General features: G+C 48.9%; 11 protein-coding genes and 1 CRISPR repeat array (1 of these 12 only partly in view). Of the genes, 6 read left to right on the top strand and 5 right to left on the bottom strand.

Annotated elements, in window-relative coordinates; translation table 11 throughout:
- Positions 1 to 5,476: a CRISPR direct-repeat array (repeat unit 30 nt; unit sequence GATCCAATCGAACCATAGTGGGATTGAAAC) (it extends 4,651 nt beyond the left edge of the window).
- Positions 5,477 to 5,711: 235 nt separating this feature from the next.
- On the top strand, positions 5,712 to 5,957 hold the full coding sequence (locus SLIP_RS13115; RefSeq protein WP_423218583.1) for a DUF6431 domain-containing protein: 246 nt from the start codon (positions 5,712 to 5,714) through the stop codon (positions 5,955 to 5,957).
- 14 nt (positions 5,958 to 5,971) lie between these two features.
- Here SLIP_RS13115 and SLIP_RS12595 read toward each other — a convergent pair whose 3' ends face one another.
- Complete coding sequence (locus SLIP_RS12595; protein WP_423218568.1) at positions 5,972 to 6,088, bottom strand: ATP-binding protein; 117 nt, start codon at positions 6,086 to 6,088, stop codon at positions 5,972 to 5,974.
- Between SLIP_RS12595 and SLIP_RS12080 the strand changes: the two genes are divergently transcribed.
- From SLIP_RS12080 to SLIP_RS06620, 3 genes are all read left to right on the top strand, one after another.
- Complete coding sequence (locus SLIP_RS12080; RefSeq protein WP_049765025.1) at positions 6,056 to 7,093, top strand: type II TA system antitoxin MqsA family protein; 1,038 nt, start codon at positions 6,056 to 6,058, stop codon at positions 7,091 to 7,093. The genes SLIP_RS12595 and SLIP_RS12080 overlap by 33 nt on opposite strands.
- 368 nt (positions 7,094 to 7,461) lie before the next feature.
- Positions 7,462 to 8,961 (top strand): stalk domain-containing protein, encoded by a 1,500-nt coding sequence (locus SLIP_RS12075; protein WP_013175503.1) that lies wholly within the window; start codon positions 7,462 to 7,464, stop codon positions 8,959 to 8,961.
- 298 nt (positions 8,962 to 9,259) lie between these two features.
- A complete protein-coding gene (locus tag SLIP_RS06620; RefSeq protein ID WP_041432819.1) occupies positions 9,260 to 9,568 on the top strand; it encodes a hypothetical protein in 309 nt (102 codons plus the stop codon).
- Positions 9,569 to 9,694: 126 nt separating this feature from the next.
- Here the strand turns inward: SLIP_RS06620 and SLIP_RS06615 are convergent, their stop codons facing one another.
- The 4 genes from SLIP_RS06615 to SLIP_RS06600 all read right to left on the bottom strand — a co-directional run bounded on the left by SLIP_RS06615 (position 9,695) and on the right by SLIP_RS06600 (position 13,031).
- Positions 9,695 to 10,024, bottom strand: a complete 330-nt coding sequence (locus SLIP_RS06615; protein WP_049765023.1) for an ATP-binding protein — start codon at positions 10,022 to 10,024, stop codon at positions 9,695 to 9,697.
- 115 nt (positions 10,025 to 10,139) lie between these two features.
- The gene (locus SLIP_RS06610; protein WP_013175502.1) at positions 10,140 to 10,820 is read right to left on the bottom strand and encodes a methyltransferase; all 681 of its coding nucleotides are present in this window, start codon (positions 10,818 to 10,820) and stop codon (positions 10,140 to 10,142) included.
- Positions 10,821 to 10,977: 157 nt separating this feature from the next.
- Positions 10,978 to 12,036: a tetraprenyl-beta-curcumene synthase family protein gene (locus tag SLIP_RS06605; RefSeq protein WP_013175501.1), complete on the bottom strand. Its 1,059-nt coding sequence runs from the start codon at positions 12,034 to 12,036 to the stop codon at positions 10,978 to 10,980.
- Positions 11,994 to 13,031, bottom strand: coding sequence for a polyprenyl synthetase family protein (locus tag SLIP_RS06600; RefSeq protein ID WP_013175500.1), 1,038 nt, complete (start codon positions 13,029 to 13,031; stop codon positions 11,994 to 11,996). The genes SLIP_RS06605 and SLIP_RS06600 overlap by 43 nt, the downstream gene beginning before the upstream one ends.
- 492 nt (positions 13,032 to 13,523) lie before the next feature.
- Between SLIP_RS06600 and SLIP_RS06595 the strand changes: the two genes are divergently transcribed.
- Positions 13,524 to 13,736 carry a helix-turn-helix transcriptional regulator gene (locus SLIP_RS06595; RefSeq protein WP_013175499.1) on the top strand — a complete coding sequence of 71 codons (213 nt, stop codon included), beginning with the start codon at positions 13,524 to 13,526 and terminating at the stop codon, positions 13,734 to 13,736.
- Positions 13,733 to 14,125 carry a DUF2178 domain-containing protein gene (locus tag SLIP_RS06590; RefSeq protein WP_013175498.1) on the top strand — a complete coding sequence of 131 codons (393 nt, stop codon included), beginning with the start codon at positions 13,733 to 13,735 and terminating at the stop codon, positions 14,123 to 14,125. The genes SLIP_RS06595 and SLIP_RS06590 overlap by 4 nt, the downstream gene beginning before the upstream one ends.
- Positions 14,126 to 14,187 lie beyond the last annotated feature (62 nt).

Here is a 14,187-nt window from a genome sequence, read left to right as displayed (position 1 = left end):
ACCATAGTGGGATTGAAACATTTTCGGCGTTCTTTTTTTTTGCTGGGACGAATTTGATCCAATCGAACCATAGTGGGATTGAAACTTCCAGTCCAGGTCGCTGGGACGGCACCAGCTGTCATGATCCAATCGAACCATAGTGGGATTGAAACCTTCAAGATAGCGGACTTCCGCCACATCGAAGCCGGGATCCAATCGAACCATAGTGGGATTGAAACGGCTGTTCTTTTTGCTTACTGAGGGATTCAATTCTGGGATCCAATCGAACCATAGTGGGATTGAAACCTCTGGACTGTATAGAAGTATGTCCTCGTCAAGGAGGACGTGATCCAATCGAACCATAGTGGGATTGAAACGCGGCAAGCAAGGTAACTTCCTTGCTTTCTCGTATGATCCAATCGAACCATAGTGGGATTGAAACCGTAGCCGCTGGCGTTCAGGCAGACCATGGCCCCGGCGATCCAATCGAACCATAGTGGGATTGAAACGAACTTCGCTTCCACCAGGGTGGCGGTCTGTGCCGCCAGGGGGATCCAATCGAACCATAGTGGGATTGAAACCGCAACGTCAAGGCCATCATCGCGGCTCTGAAAGCGATCCAATCGAACCATAGTGGGATTGAAACGGAGAATACCATGAAACTGGCGAAGGAGTTCCAGGGGGATCCAATCGAACCATAGTGGGATTGAAACGGTCCTGTCCGACGGCGACCCGAGGACGGCCCAGGGCGATCCAATCGAACCATAGTGGGATTGAAACCAGCGGTGGACGACGTGCAGGCTCTAGTCAACAAGGATCCAATCGAACCATAGTGGGATTGAAACGCGCTACTTCCTGCGCTGGAACGAGCTGGCCCTGGGATCCAATCGAACCATAGTGGGATTGAAACGAGTGTGCCTTACCAGCCCGCCCTCCCCCGCGGCAAAGATCCAATCGAACCATAGTGGGATTGAAACATTCAACTGTCCAGAATGTAAAGCCCATAAACTAAGATCCAATCGAACCATAGTGGGATTGAAACCTTCAGACAGAAGCTCTTTGACGCAGTTTCTTTTGTGGATCCAATCGAACCATAGTGGGATTGAAACCGGAGCGCTGTATGAAAACGGCCGTAAAACCTATGAGATCCAATCGAACCATAGTGGGATTGAAACTGGGGAAAGGTTGCCGGCCCGTGGCCAGTGTTACCTGGATCCAATCGAACCATAGTGGGATTGAAACTAAAACAAACTCAGGAGATCCCTTATCCGGTGTTCGGATCCAATCGAACCATAGTGGGATTGAAACTATCTTTTTTTCAAGAGAATAGTCCCAGTGGGAAGGATCCAATCGAACCATAGTGGGATTGAAACTGCTTTCTCATAAATCCAGCGCTGGACATGCTCCATGATCCAATCGAACCATAGTGGGATTGAAACTGGCTGTTTTAACGGCTCTGGGGCTTTATGTGTTCGGATCCAATCGAACCATAGTGGGATTGAAACTAACCTAGCTAGATACATTCCTTTTTATATATTTATGATCCAATCGAACCATAGTGGGATTGAAACCCGTAAGCAGCTACCTTCTCGCTTGTTTCAGGCAGAGGATCCAATCGAACCATAGTGGGATTGAAACTAAACTTAAGTGCTGAAGAAGTAGCAGGGATTGTTGCAGATCCAATCGAACCATAGTGGGATTGAAACTTTGACTTGGTTCGGGTGCAAGATGGGCTGGTGTTGCGATCCAATCGAACCATAGTGGGATTGAAACCTACCTGGCATATAAGAAAATAGTTGCACAGTACAAAGATCCAATCGAACCATAGTGGGATTGAAACGTGGATGTATGTAGTCCGGTTCTCCTCCGAGCCGGACGATCCAATCGAACCATAGTGGGATTGAAACGCCGCGCAGGAGGGGAAACAGGTAGATGTCTACCTGCCGGGCGATCCAATCGAACCATAGTGGGATTGAAACGGGTCAGGTCGGCATTGATGTCGGCCTTAACTACGATCCAATCGAACCATAGTGGGATTGAAACACGGCAAGCCTCGCTGCGTGGTCAAGGTGGACGACGGATCCAATCGAACCATAGTGGGATTGAAACTGCTGACCGCCTTGGGAACCCCCAGGTTGCGCCTGGGATCCAATCGAACCATAGTGGGATTGAAACGGTCCAGACTGGGAATTAGGGTATCCCGAAAGAATTTGATCCAATCGAACCATAGTGGGATTGAAACGAGCCCTGCCAGGGAATCTGTGCCACACAGGCCGGGGATCCAATCGAACCATAGTGGGATTGAAACCGACTTGGGGCTTAGCTTTTTGTCTAGTTATATCGAGGATCCAATCGAACCATAGTGGGATTGAAACATGGTACCGTCCTAGCGACCTAGACTGGGGGCACGAATATGGATCCAATCGAACCATAGTGGGATTGAAACATTGTTGAGAGCCTATCATACCAGCTTTATAGTTTTCATGATCCAATCGAACCATAGTGGGATTGAAACGACCCCGTCCGGGAGTGGCTGGAGAATGCTGGGTTTGGATCCAATCGAACCATAGTGGGATTGAAACCGGGGAAGATAATTAACAGCGAGGAGTTAGAGGAAATATTAGGATCCAATCGAACCATAGTGGGATTGAAACCCGTTTTCATTAGACGATCGTCTTTGCTCATTTCCAGATCCAATCGAACCATAGTGGGATTGAAACGGGTGGTAGGAAAAGGATGCAAGGAGCGTGAAGTCTGATCCAATCGAACCATAGTGGGATTGAAACCGCCGGGCTTCGCAAGACGAAGCCTTGGCAAAATCTGATCCAATCGAACCATAGTGGGATTGAAACGGGGATTGACTTCTGTGGCTACCGGATATGGCCCACTGATCCAATCGAACCATAGTGGGATTGAAACCTTTCAGACTCCCAGTCTAGCAGTCTAGCAGTCTAGGATCCAATCGAACCATAGTGGGATTGAAACCTTTTGGAGCGGCGCTATATCTCGGACAGTTACGCCGATCCAATCGAACCATAGTGGGATTGAAACCATACCACCTGCTGGAGCCCCGAAAAAAGCTGGAATAGATCCAATCGAACCATAGTGGGATTGAAACGTTTTCTCCCACCATGAGAGAAAAGTTTTAATCTTGGATCCAATCGAACCATAGTGGGATTGAAACAGGGTCAATAACGAGCAAAAGAAGGTCTCCGTTAAGATCCAATCGAACCATAGTGGGATTGAAACTGGGCTGAAAACTGGAAAGAATATTGCCGGGACAGCGATCCAATCGAACCATAGTGGGATTGAAACGGGCTTAGTGCCCCGGCTTTTTTATTTTTTTTCTTGAGATCCAATCGAACCATAGTGGGATTGAAACGGTGGCGTTAGCCCGGCAGGAGGCTAAGATAGACGGATCCAATCGAACCATAGTGGGATTGAAACCCATCGTATCCTCCGTAATGAGGATGTTCACGGATCCAATCGAACCATAGTGGGATTGAAACGAATCTTGGGCGAGAGAAAACGCATTTGGGCGTACAGGGATCCAATCGAACCATAGTGGGATTGAAACCTAGCATAAGGGGCGCTGTTCATGGCCGAGCTTTTGATCCAATCGAACCATAGTGGGATTGAAACTGAGACCTGCGTATACGTCCAATTCCTCCTGAGACAGATCCAATCGAACCATAGTGGGATTGAAACATAGAGCTCGGTTATGCTTCTTGTGGTCTTGACCTCAAGATCCAATCGAACCATAGTGGGATTGAAACCTATCTGCGGGCTGGCTCTGTCAAGTTCCTGCTCCGATCCAATCGAACCATAGTGGGATTGAAACAGCAGCCTCCCTGGTACTTACACCTTCTTCTTTGCAGATCCAATCGAACCATAGTGGGATTGAAACTATACGGAACGCCCAACTCATTTGCCGCGTCGGTAGATCCAATCGAACCATAGTGGGATTGAAACTGGAAGAAGGTAATAAAGATGACTGAGCGGGACTGGGATCCAATCGAACCATAGTGGGATTGAAACGGCTGAAGATAATCTGTTCATCCATGATTGGGATGAGATCCAATCGAACCATAGTGGGATTGAAACTGAGGCTACCCAGGAAACTGGTAACAGTTTCCTGGGATCCAATCGAACCATAGTGGGATTGAAACGCGTTCATAGTTTTAATGATGTAACTGCCAACCTCGGGATCCAATCGAACCATAGTGGGATTGAAACGAGTGCGCCCGGCCTGGACGGTCCCCACCAAGGTAACGATCCAATCGAACCATAGTGGGATTGAAACCATATCCTCCAGACTTTCCCGGTAGGTAGCATTTATGATCCAATCGAACCATAGTGGGATTGAAACAGTAACAATGCTGATTTTCTAGTATGGATTGCTGGGGATCCAATCGAACCATAGTGGGATTGAAACGTTGCCTAAGAACCGTTACCATGGTCCGCGATGCCGATCCAATCGAACCATAGTGGGATTGAAACGTATAACTCCGCATTTTTAGCCGGACCTTATCTCCGGATCCAATCGAACCATAGTGGGATTGAAACTATTTTTGAGCTATTGGAGGCTTTGCCGGAAGGCAGGATCCAATCGAACCATAGTGGGATTGAAACGAGGAATTGGGAGTGGGGCACAGACGAGCGGGGCCAGATCCAATCGAACCATAGTGGGATTGAAACATAAGGGGATACACTACTATGGCCGCAGGACTAATAAGATCCAATCGAACCATAGTGGGATTGAAACGTGGCAGAGCAGGTTCGGAATTGCGAGCCTTTTGTGATCCAATCGAACCATAGTGGGATTGAAACTACAAAGCGAAGTTTCGACCGCTCGCGGAGGGTACGCGATCCAATCGAACCATAGTGGGATTGAAACCTGGGCTATTGAAGATATTAAGTGGGTAAAGGAAAAGATCCAATCGAACCATAGTGGGATTGAAACTTTGGAGTGGGACAGGCAGGGTTTCGAGAGGATGGGGGATCCAATCGAACCATAGTGGGATTGAAACTGTCAGCATCTCCTGGCGGTGCTCGCGGTTTAACTGCGATCCAATCGAACCATAGTGGGATTGAAACTTTAACAGTTGTTCCTTGATGGTGCTTTTCCGCTCCGGATCCAATCGAACCATAGTGGGATTGAAACTAACTAAACTGCGCTGCAGCTCAGGGAAAGTGCGGCGATCCAATCGAACCATAGTGGGATTGAAACCAGGAACGCTGGTCCTGGTCCTATACCTGGACACAAGGGATCCAATCGAACCATAGTGGGATTGAAACTATATCTCAAACTTATCTTTGGCCCGCCAGGTTTCGATCCAATCGAACCATAGTGGGACTGAAACACGTACTGCGTCACTGCTTCGCTACAAGGCTCTTGGAGATCCAATCGAACCATAGTGGGATTGAAACATGTCGTTCTCGTTCCGCGGTTGCGATTTAGAGGTAAGATCCAATCGAACCATAGTGGGATTGAAACGGAAATGTCACTCGGGGAAGTTACCAAATGGCGTTAGATCCAATCGTGTTACAGTCCATTTAAAATGACCGAAAGCTGATGGAATTGCCTGTCCTGGAATTGCTAGATATAATGGCCATAGCTTGAAGAAAGGAAAGACGTCCCTGTTTGATGTGCTTCTGGAGCAAACAGAAGCACCAGGAACGTCCCCAGAAAAGCATGGTCATTATATCAAAATATCAGCTAATAAAGAAGCCTGAAAAGGGAGTTTTTTGTCAGGAGCGAGGAGCAGGTTTTTTGTCCGTGTTGTAAAGGGCGGTTGAAGGTAATCGGCAGCAGGGAACGAAAGTATGTTAACGCTCAAGGGCAAAAGATTTGTCTGGTCATCCGCAGAATGCGATGTGCCGATTGTAAACGGATCCATCACGAACTTCCATATCTTGTCTTTGTCAATCGAAAAGTTGACCCCCGTGCTCGTGAAAAAGTTGACCACCTGAGGTAAAAAAATAATACGAGTTATTCAGGGTTTGACTCGCGGCGTCTTTTCAAAGTCTGCTTGAGCCGGTAGCTTTCTCCGTTGGTGATCAGGATGTGAGCATTATGGGTTATCCGGTCCAAAAGGGCCGCAGTCATTTTTTCATCACCGAATTGTCTTCGGGTTATAATTGGGTTACCGGAAAAGAGGGACTCGCGATGAGGGGATATTGTCCGACCTGCAACAGCACTGAAGAACTCGCAATAATAAACAAAAAAGAAACCTACCCGGTAAAAGGAGAAAAAATTACGATCGATGCCCGCGTTGCCGTATGCAAAGCGTGCGGCACTGAAGTATTCGTCGGCGAGATCGAGTTCGAAAACCTGGAAAACGCTTACCGCATATACCGGGACAGACATGGAATTGTTCCTGCTGAGGAGATTAGGAGCTTGAGAAAAAAAACCGGACTGTCGCAGAGGGAGTTTGCAAAACGTCTGGGCTGGAGTCCGGCAACCGTTAACCGTTATGAAAACGGAGCTCTGCCTTCTCCTGCTCACAACACGGTATTGAAATGGTTAATGGAACCGGAAGGCTTCCGGGAGATTATGGGAGAAGCCGAAGGAGAGAAGAGAGAAGAACTGAACCTTGCCGAGGTCTGGATTGAAAAGCTGGCGTCGATCGGGCCGAGTATAGAAACCGGCTTTAAAAGATTCATGGCGGAAAAACTATTCAACATGTTGGTGTTTTTTACGATAGATAATCCGTTATCCAAAACGGCTTTGATGAAACATTTGTGGTTTTCGGACTTCAGGTGCTTCCGCGAAACGTCAACGTCGATCAGCGGAGCTCTGTATGCCGCTCTCCCGCACGGACCCGCATTGCACAAATGGGAGGTACTTCTCGGAATAGCTCAAGACCGGGGTTTTGTAAATATCGAAGTGGAGTATCTTGGCGAATTCGAAGTGGAAATGGTAAGAGCGGCGAGGGAGTTCGACGGGTCTGTATTCACACCCACCGAGATCGAAATAATGGGAGAGGTCAAGTCGGAATTCCAGGGGCTCAGCGCCCGAGAGCTTTCGGAGATTTCCCATAAGGAAGAAGCGTGGAAGAAAACCCCGGTAGGGACCATCATTTCGTACGAATACGCCCTGCAAATGCATTAGTCGTAGGTTATCCGAGACCAACCAGACTGCTAGTTTCTCTTTGCTTTAATATTGCTGGTTAATCGCGATTACAGCTGCGTATATGGTTATGGCAAGGCGGTAACCGGCTGAACAAACAGGGGTTCCGTCCTAGTCAAACCCGGCTTGGGGCTGCTTGGCGTTACGCCGGTTAAGCGGCAGCCCCGACCCGACTTCACAGACAGCGTGAAGCTTGTATCCGAACCACTTAACCGGGCTGCCGTTGATATCGCTTTTTATACCCCAGTCAGCGCTTCTGCTATCAGAAATTGGTTAGTGTGCAAAGACCTCAGATAGACAATTCCAACAACAAAAGGTTACGGGGTCGTGTCGAGAGGAGTGAAACTTGATTGTACAGGGCTAGGAGAAGTGAACCGTCTGCATCTCCAACTATGTATTTACTGGCTTTGATTCTTACCCTGACTACGGTCATCTTAGTTCTCATTCCTGCCAGGGCTTCCCCAGCAGACAGTGTTACAGCAGGTAGCGCAAAGGTAAAGATTTCTGGTGGAATTCGAAATGTACAGATGGTTTCGGTCGACCTTAAGGATCCTTCGGTAAGAATCGAGGCAGCGTTGGCGCAGAATAGGGTCGGATCCGTAGAGAACCTGGCTGACATGGCGATGCGTAAGCAATCACCGGACACCGAAGTACTGGCTGCGATCAACGGGACTTTCTTTCACGCGTATGGGGAACCCCCTACCCCATGGGGAACTATCCAGACAGAAGGCAAGTTTGTTCACATAGGTAATACCGGAACGTGCATCGGATTCACTGCGGATAACAAGGTACGCATGGATAATCTATATGTTTCCATAGATGGATATTTAGAGGACAGCGGAGACTGGGTTAACAACTGGTACGCATGGAACATTAACCATTCGTATGAGGACAGCAGTTCAATTGTGATATACACCCCTGAATACGGAACTAGGACACCGGATCATGACCTGACATCGATAGTCGTAGAAAACGGCACTGTAAGAGAAGTTGTCGGGGGAGCGGCGAGGATTCCTGCAAACGGGTTCACCGTGGTCACCGGCAATAATGTCATAATATCCCGATTTACTCCGGGCAAAAAAGCGGAATACAGGTTGGAGTTCAGCAGGGCCCGTAGTGGGGAGCCAGTCGACTGGGAAGGCGTATACACCACTATTGGCGCCGGACCGCGATTATTAAAGAATGGAACGATATGCGTAGCTCCGGAAGCTGAAGGTTTTACCGAGGCCAAGATTACCGCGAATCGGGGACAAAGGAGTTTCATAGGTGTCAGGAACGATCAGGTTCTTATAGTGGGGACTGTGCCGAACGTTACTGTCTATGAGCTTGCCGAGATCGCTCTTTCGCTCGGATTGTGCGACGCCATGAACCTGGACGGCGGGGCGTCTTCAGGGTTGTGGTACAGGGGTAAGTATTTGACAACGCCGGGACGATTGCTGAGCAATGCCCTGGTTGTTACGAAAAAAACGGGGTTGGAGCGTGTCTCGACCAATGTTCAAGTTGTCGTGAATGGCAAGAAATTGTCCTGCAACCCTGCTCCTCGCATCGAGAGTTCTAGGGTCATGCTGCCTATGCGGGTTCTGTTTGAAGCGGTAGGGGCTGAGGTCACCTGGAACGAGAAACTAAAAAGCGTCGTAGCGGAAAAAGGAGACAAGAACATCATCCTAAGACTCAACTCTTTTAAGGCAGAGATCAACGGCAAGACAGTTGATTTGGATGTCCCCCCTAGAGTTACCGAAGGGAGGGTGTTTGTTCCCCTGCGCTTCGTGGGCGAGGCTTTGGAGGCTGAGGTGGAATGGAGGGCAAAAGAAGGAGCCGTCTATCTCTGGACCGTACCCGAAGCGGGGTAACAGGATACTCGTGTCATTGTCAATGGACCTGTTGCCAAATCCAGCGATGCCTCGGGGGCAGTGCGACTCGTCCATCTCTTGCTGAGCCGCTGGTCTTTTGAATCACGCCATGTTTTGGTTTTAGGGTGTGATGTTCTACATTAACCGCAAGAATCCTACAATTCAGGGAGTTTGGCAACAGGTCCATGAGCAAAAGTGGCTCAGTCTTGATAAGCGGAGTGGTTCACTTCTATGTTGAAATCGCAAAAAATGATTGGTACGATATACAGACCAAATGGGATGAAAGGAGTGGATTTATGTGAAGAGTGCAAAGGAATTTAAGGTAATCGAGTGCCGGGGCACAGCTTATGAAATCGGCTTGCAGTGGGGGGAGGGCTGCAAAGAAAGCATTTTGAAGGTTTCAGAAAATCTCTTTAATGTAACGAGCCTGATGTACCAAGCCACCAGGGAAGAAGTCATTGCCAGGGCAATGAAGTTTTTTCCTTTAGTTCAAGAGTTTGACCCCTATCTGCTTGAAATGCTGAGGCTAATAGGACCTGAGTGTGTAGCTTCATCGTACCATGTGGGGTTGCACGGCGCAATCCTCGCGGACCTTTCATCTCCATAAGCACAGTCTCGGGCGACTATGTGCGCTGCCTGAGGCTTGTTCTCGCACGTTCCGTCTTTAAGTGTTAATATCAATCATAAATTAGGCCACATGCCGGTCAGATTTCAGGCTACCCGGGTAAAAAGATCAATGAGGTATTGTCCGCCTGGCAAGAGCCTGTTTAAACCGATAACTCTCACCATTGATGTTCAAAATGTGGGCCTTGTGAGTTAGCCTGTCCAGCAATACCGCCGTCATTTGCTCGTCTAAAAACACATCCGTCCGTTTTAGTAATTCAAGATTAGTGGTAATAATCAAGCTACCCCTATCATGTTTGGATGAGCACAACTGAAACAGCAGTTCAAGAACTGTCCTGCTGAATGGTACATAGCTAAGCCCGTCAATGACTACCAGATGGTATGCCGAGTACTGTTTTTCCAGCCAGTTTAGCCTGCATTCCTGCTGGTCCGCTATCAATTCGTTCCTTACGCGAGCTTAAGACAACCGGACAATTTGAAAAAACGAAACCCAAATAGACCAAGAATACGCATCAACGGTCTCACTTCACTGGTGATAAGGCCCACGCCAGCTGTTACCAAACATACGGAACCAAGCGATATCTTATCGTATTAGCGTAATCAGCGTAGCCGGGAAGATCGCGCAACAGCAATTCTTCTTCTTCTTTCTTAATCCTGAACATAATCATGGGTACGAAAAGGAGAGAGAATATCAATGCCCAATAGGAACCGAGGGCTAGAGGAGTAAACAACTGGATTATCAACAACCCGGTATACATGGGATGACGAACAACAGCGTAGGGACCGGTTGTAATAACCGGTTGTTCTTTTTCTACCTGGATGACCGTCGAAGCATAACTGTTTTCTTTAAATACTAAGAAAATGAACAAATATCCCAAAAAGACCAAGGCATTGGCGAGGATAACAATCCAAACCGGCACTGCCGACCAGTGATATCGGTAATCAAAGCCTGGAACCAAGAAGGCGAACAGAGATAAGAATGATAAGAAACGTATGATAGCGGGCTGTGGTTCTTTTTCTTTGACCTTCATTCGTCTTGATAAGAGCTCAGGATTCCTTTTCAAGAAATAGGCGGCAATAAAGAGTGTCATCGCTGAAATTATCGACCACCAAATCCATGCTTCCCAATACTTCAACGATCCTGCCGGAAGAAATAGCACAAGACCCATCACAACCATGATTATTACAGGCACCAGATAAGCCTTAAATGAGGACAATTTAGCGTCATCTCGCATTGATATTACCTCCCGTCCTTGTGATAGTAATTTATGGTTTTCAATGTACTTCCCGTCAGCTTAACAAAGTCGCCGATCCTTATACGGTTTTCCAAGTGCCATCCCACCTCCAAGTCAAGTATAAACCAGGCCCTAAGGGCCTGGTCAACAAATCTTGTTATACCTGCTTGGCTCGGCGCACCAGCTGGCAGATGCGATAAAGGAGTAATGTGCCTTGGCCCGCCGTCTTCATAAGCCTCAGGGCCGAGGGCGTGTACCCGAGCTTTCTGACCTTGGGATCGCTCAGATACATGGCCAATAGGCCGGTAACTACGAGGCGGTGAAAGGAAGGCGTCCTGAGCCCCGACGCCGCCTGGAGCGAACTGCCAACGAACAACCGCAGAGCCTCCCATTTTTGGTTTTCATCGCGGTAGTAGGAAACAAAATTGAGGTCACCTCCCAGCTTGTCTTCCTCCTGGTCGATCAAGTAGTCGAGGAGGATGTGCAGACCGCAGATCCAGGGGAAATAGGCGTGGTAGAGCCCCTCAGCCCAAGCAGGGGCACAGTCCGGATGGGCCGCTAGAGCCATAAGCCCAAACACGCCGAGGGTTGAGCCGGTAGCCGCTGCCAGTTCCCACCATGCCAGCCCGTACTGATCAGGTACCTCCTTCTTGATATAAGCCTCAAGGCGTTCCTGGCGTTGTCCGACCGGCAGGTGTTTCAAGACCTGCAGGTTCGAGTAATACCTCACAAGCTCGATTAAACGGTCCCGCACCAACTCGAGCCGCGGCAGGGAAGCCGCGATTTTCTGGCACGCCCTAACCAAAGCAGGAAGGTAACATTTTTCCTCCGCGTCCGCGTAATGCTCGTAAAAATCCACTAGCGGGGCCTCAGGAGCGAGGGCCACCACTATTGCCTGATGCAGTCGGGTAAAGGCGACCTCATCGACAATGCCAGCCCGGTCGCACAGGTTGTCCAGGTAATCAGATATGGTTTGGAAGGCAACGATGAGAGCTACCAGGTCCTCAAGTCGCTCCTTGGGGCCTAGGAGGGACATCACGGCTCCCCCGTAACAATGGAAAGCTTTCGCTTCGAGGCTGTCCAGGGCTTGATGCCTTAAGGACTCATCCTCTATATTGTCGGCTTTTTCTCGCCAAACCAGGAGTTCCTTGTCAACCAGCGGCAAGACCTCTTTCAGGTAACGACATAACCAGGAAGCGGGTGGCAAGCAACGCACGTTTCTTCCTCCTCATCTACACAGCCCTCGATTCTCCCTGCCAAACCGGCCGGCAACATGCTTATTATTGAATCCGCCATCTCTATAAGTTCGTCACGGGCAGGGCAATCCCTGAACGCAGCTAAAACCTCTTTGGCCTTCTCTACCTTGGCTTTGACTTTGCAGGCCGCGTACTCAAAGGCTCCGCATTCTTCAATCAGGGCTATTACCTTCTTGAGGTCAGAACCGTAAATCCGGCGTGAGAGAATAAGAAACGAAATCAGTTCCCTTTCAGGCGATATCTTGAGGGCTCTAATGACCGGAAGGGTTATCACCCCGTTGACTAAATCCGTTCCGGCTGGCTTGCCCATCTTCTCCTCGTCTCCAATCAAGTCGTTAATGTCGTCTGCCACCTGGTAGGCATATCCCAACTCCCGGCCGAACTTGCCCATAAGGTAAACCTCCCTTGCACTACCCCCTCCCGCCATCACCCCACAGCGGCAGGCAGCACTGAAGAGGCTGGCCGTCTTGCCGAATATACTGGTCCAATAATCATCCTCAGTGATATAGGGGTTGAACAGGTTTAAGTCTTGGTAAATCTCGCCTTTGCACATGTCTTGAATCGCATCACTCAATTCCCGCATAATGTGTTTGAGGTTGTGGCGGGTCAGTAACCCAAAGGCGGCGGCGAAATAATGGTCACCTACCAGGACTGCGATCTTGGGTCCGTAGAGGTGGTTTATAGTGGGTGCCCCTCTCCGCAGTACGGCGGCGTCGATGATGTCATCGTGAATTAGGGAGGCATTGTGTATGCATTCAACCGCCACTGCAACGTCAACCGTAAGATCCTCAATCGGCCCTAAAAGCCCCCGGCTTAGAAGGACCAGCCTCGGCCTCAACATCTTTCCCAAACCCTGAAGCGGACCCATAAGAACCTCCTCCAACTGGGCTTGGCCACCGGAGAGGACCTCTTTGAGCCTCTTTTGTACCCGCTCCGTAGCTGTGCTTGCTATCAACTGAGAACCGACCTCCGCACTTGTGTTTTTGTTATTAATATGGTTGCCATCTTCAACTAGCTTGATTACCATTGTGGTGCCATTTTGTACGGTGGCTAGTTTAATCCCTTTTGCTATGACAGTTGTATCCAACTACAGGCTGGTGTAGCAATGAGCTCTATCTCGTACTAGGCATTTTGGGCCAAGATATTTAACCAGGTTAAGCCTGTGGATATGAGAGCAGTAACAGTTCACTATTTCTGTTACTTCAACCATCAAGTCTAATATCTTTTGGAATCTGGAGCCCAAAGACCGGTTCGATAGTGGAAGCCTCATTGTGGTTGTTTTGGGCCGAAAAACTGCCCGGTCCGGGAAGCGAAAACCAGGCTCAACTGGGAAACTTCTTTTACTGCCTTCCTATGTAAAATAAACTTGACATCGACCAGCGTTGCGGTTATGCTGAAGATGTAAAGTTAACTTTACTACGCGAGGGATAGCGAGGGTGGTGAGGTAATGCAAAACCGTTTGCGAGCCCTGAGAGAAGAAAGAGGCCTGACCCAGGAGGATCTGGCATCCATGGTTGATGTCTCGCGCCAGACCATCATTTCTCTGGAGCACGGTCGGTATAATCCTTCAATTATCCTCGCACATAAACTAGCCCGGGTATTCGGCTTGACTATCGAGGAAGTGTTTATTTTTGAGGAGAGAGAGGAGGAAGAGAAATGAGAATTGGGAAGCTTTTTCTCGCAGTTATTTTTGCGGTCCTGATAGGACTGGGGTCACTGGCACTGGTAAACGGCAAGACAGGGATGGGAATAGGCCTCATCGCAGGCAGCGCGGCTGCCTTTACTGCCCGTACCATCAAGATGAAGAGACTGCGGCGCCTGGAAGAACGGGGTCTCAATCCTTACGATGAAAGGGTACAGATGATATCGGGCAAAGCAGCCTACGCGGGTTATGTGACGTTCATTATTGCCAGCAGCATTGTGGTGGTAATAGGGTCAGTAATCGGACCGGTGATGAGTGTTAATCTGTACGACGCTCTTGGAACCTGCCTCGCCCTGTTAGTGCTCTTATATGTGGGCTACTTTTACTACTACAGCTACAAAATGTAACAACGGTTAACAGGGTTACTGGGTCCCAAATCATGTCTTTGAAAACCTCTGGACACGCTAGC

This window comes from Syntrophothermus lipocalidus DSM 12680, from assembly GCF_000092405.1.
Lineage (GTDB): Bacteria > Bacillota > Syntrophomonadia > Syntrophomonadales > Syntrophothermaceae > Syntrophothermus > Syntrophothermus lipocalidus.
The sequence above is the reverse complement of the archived record's forward strand: the minus strand, read 5'-3'. Positions and strand labels throughout refer to the sequence as shown.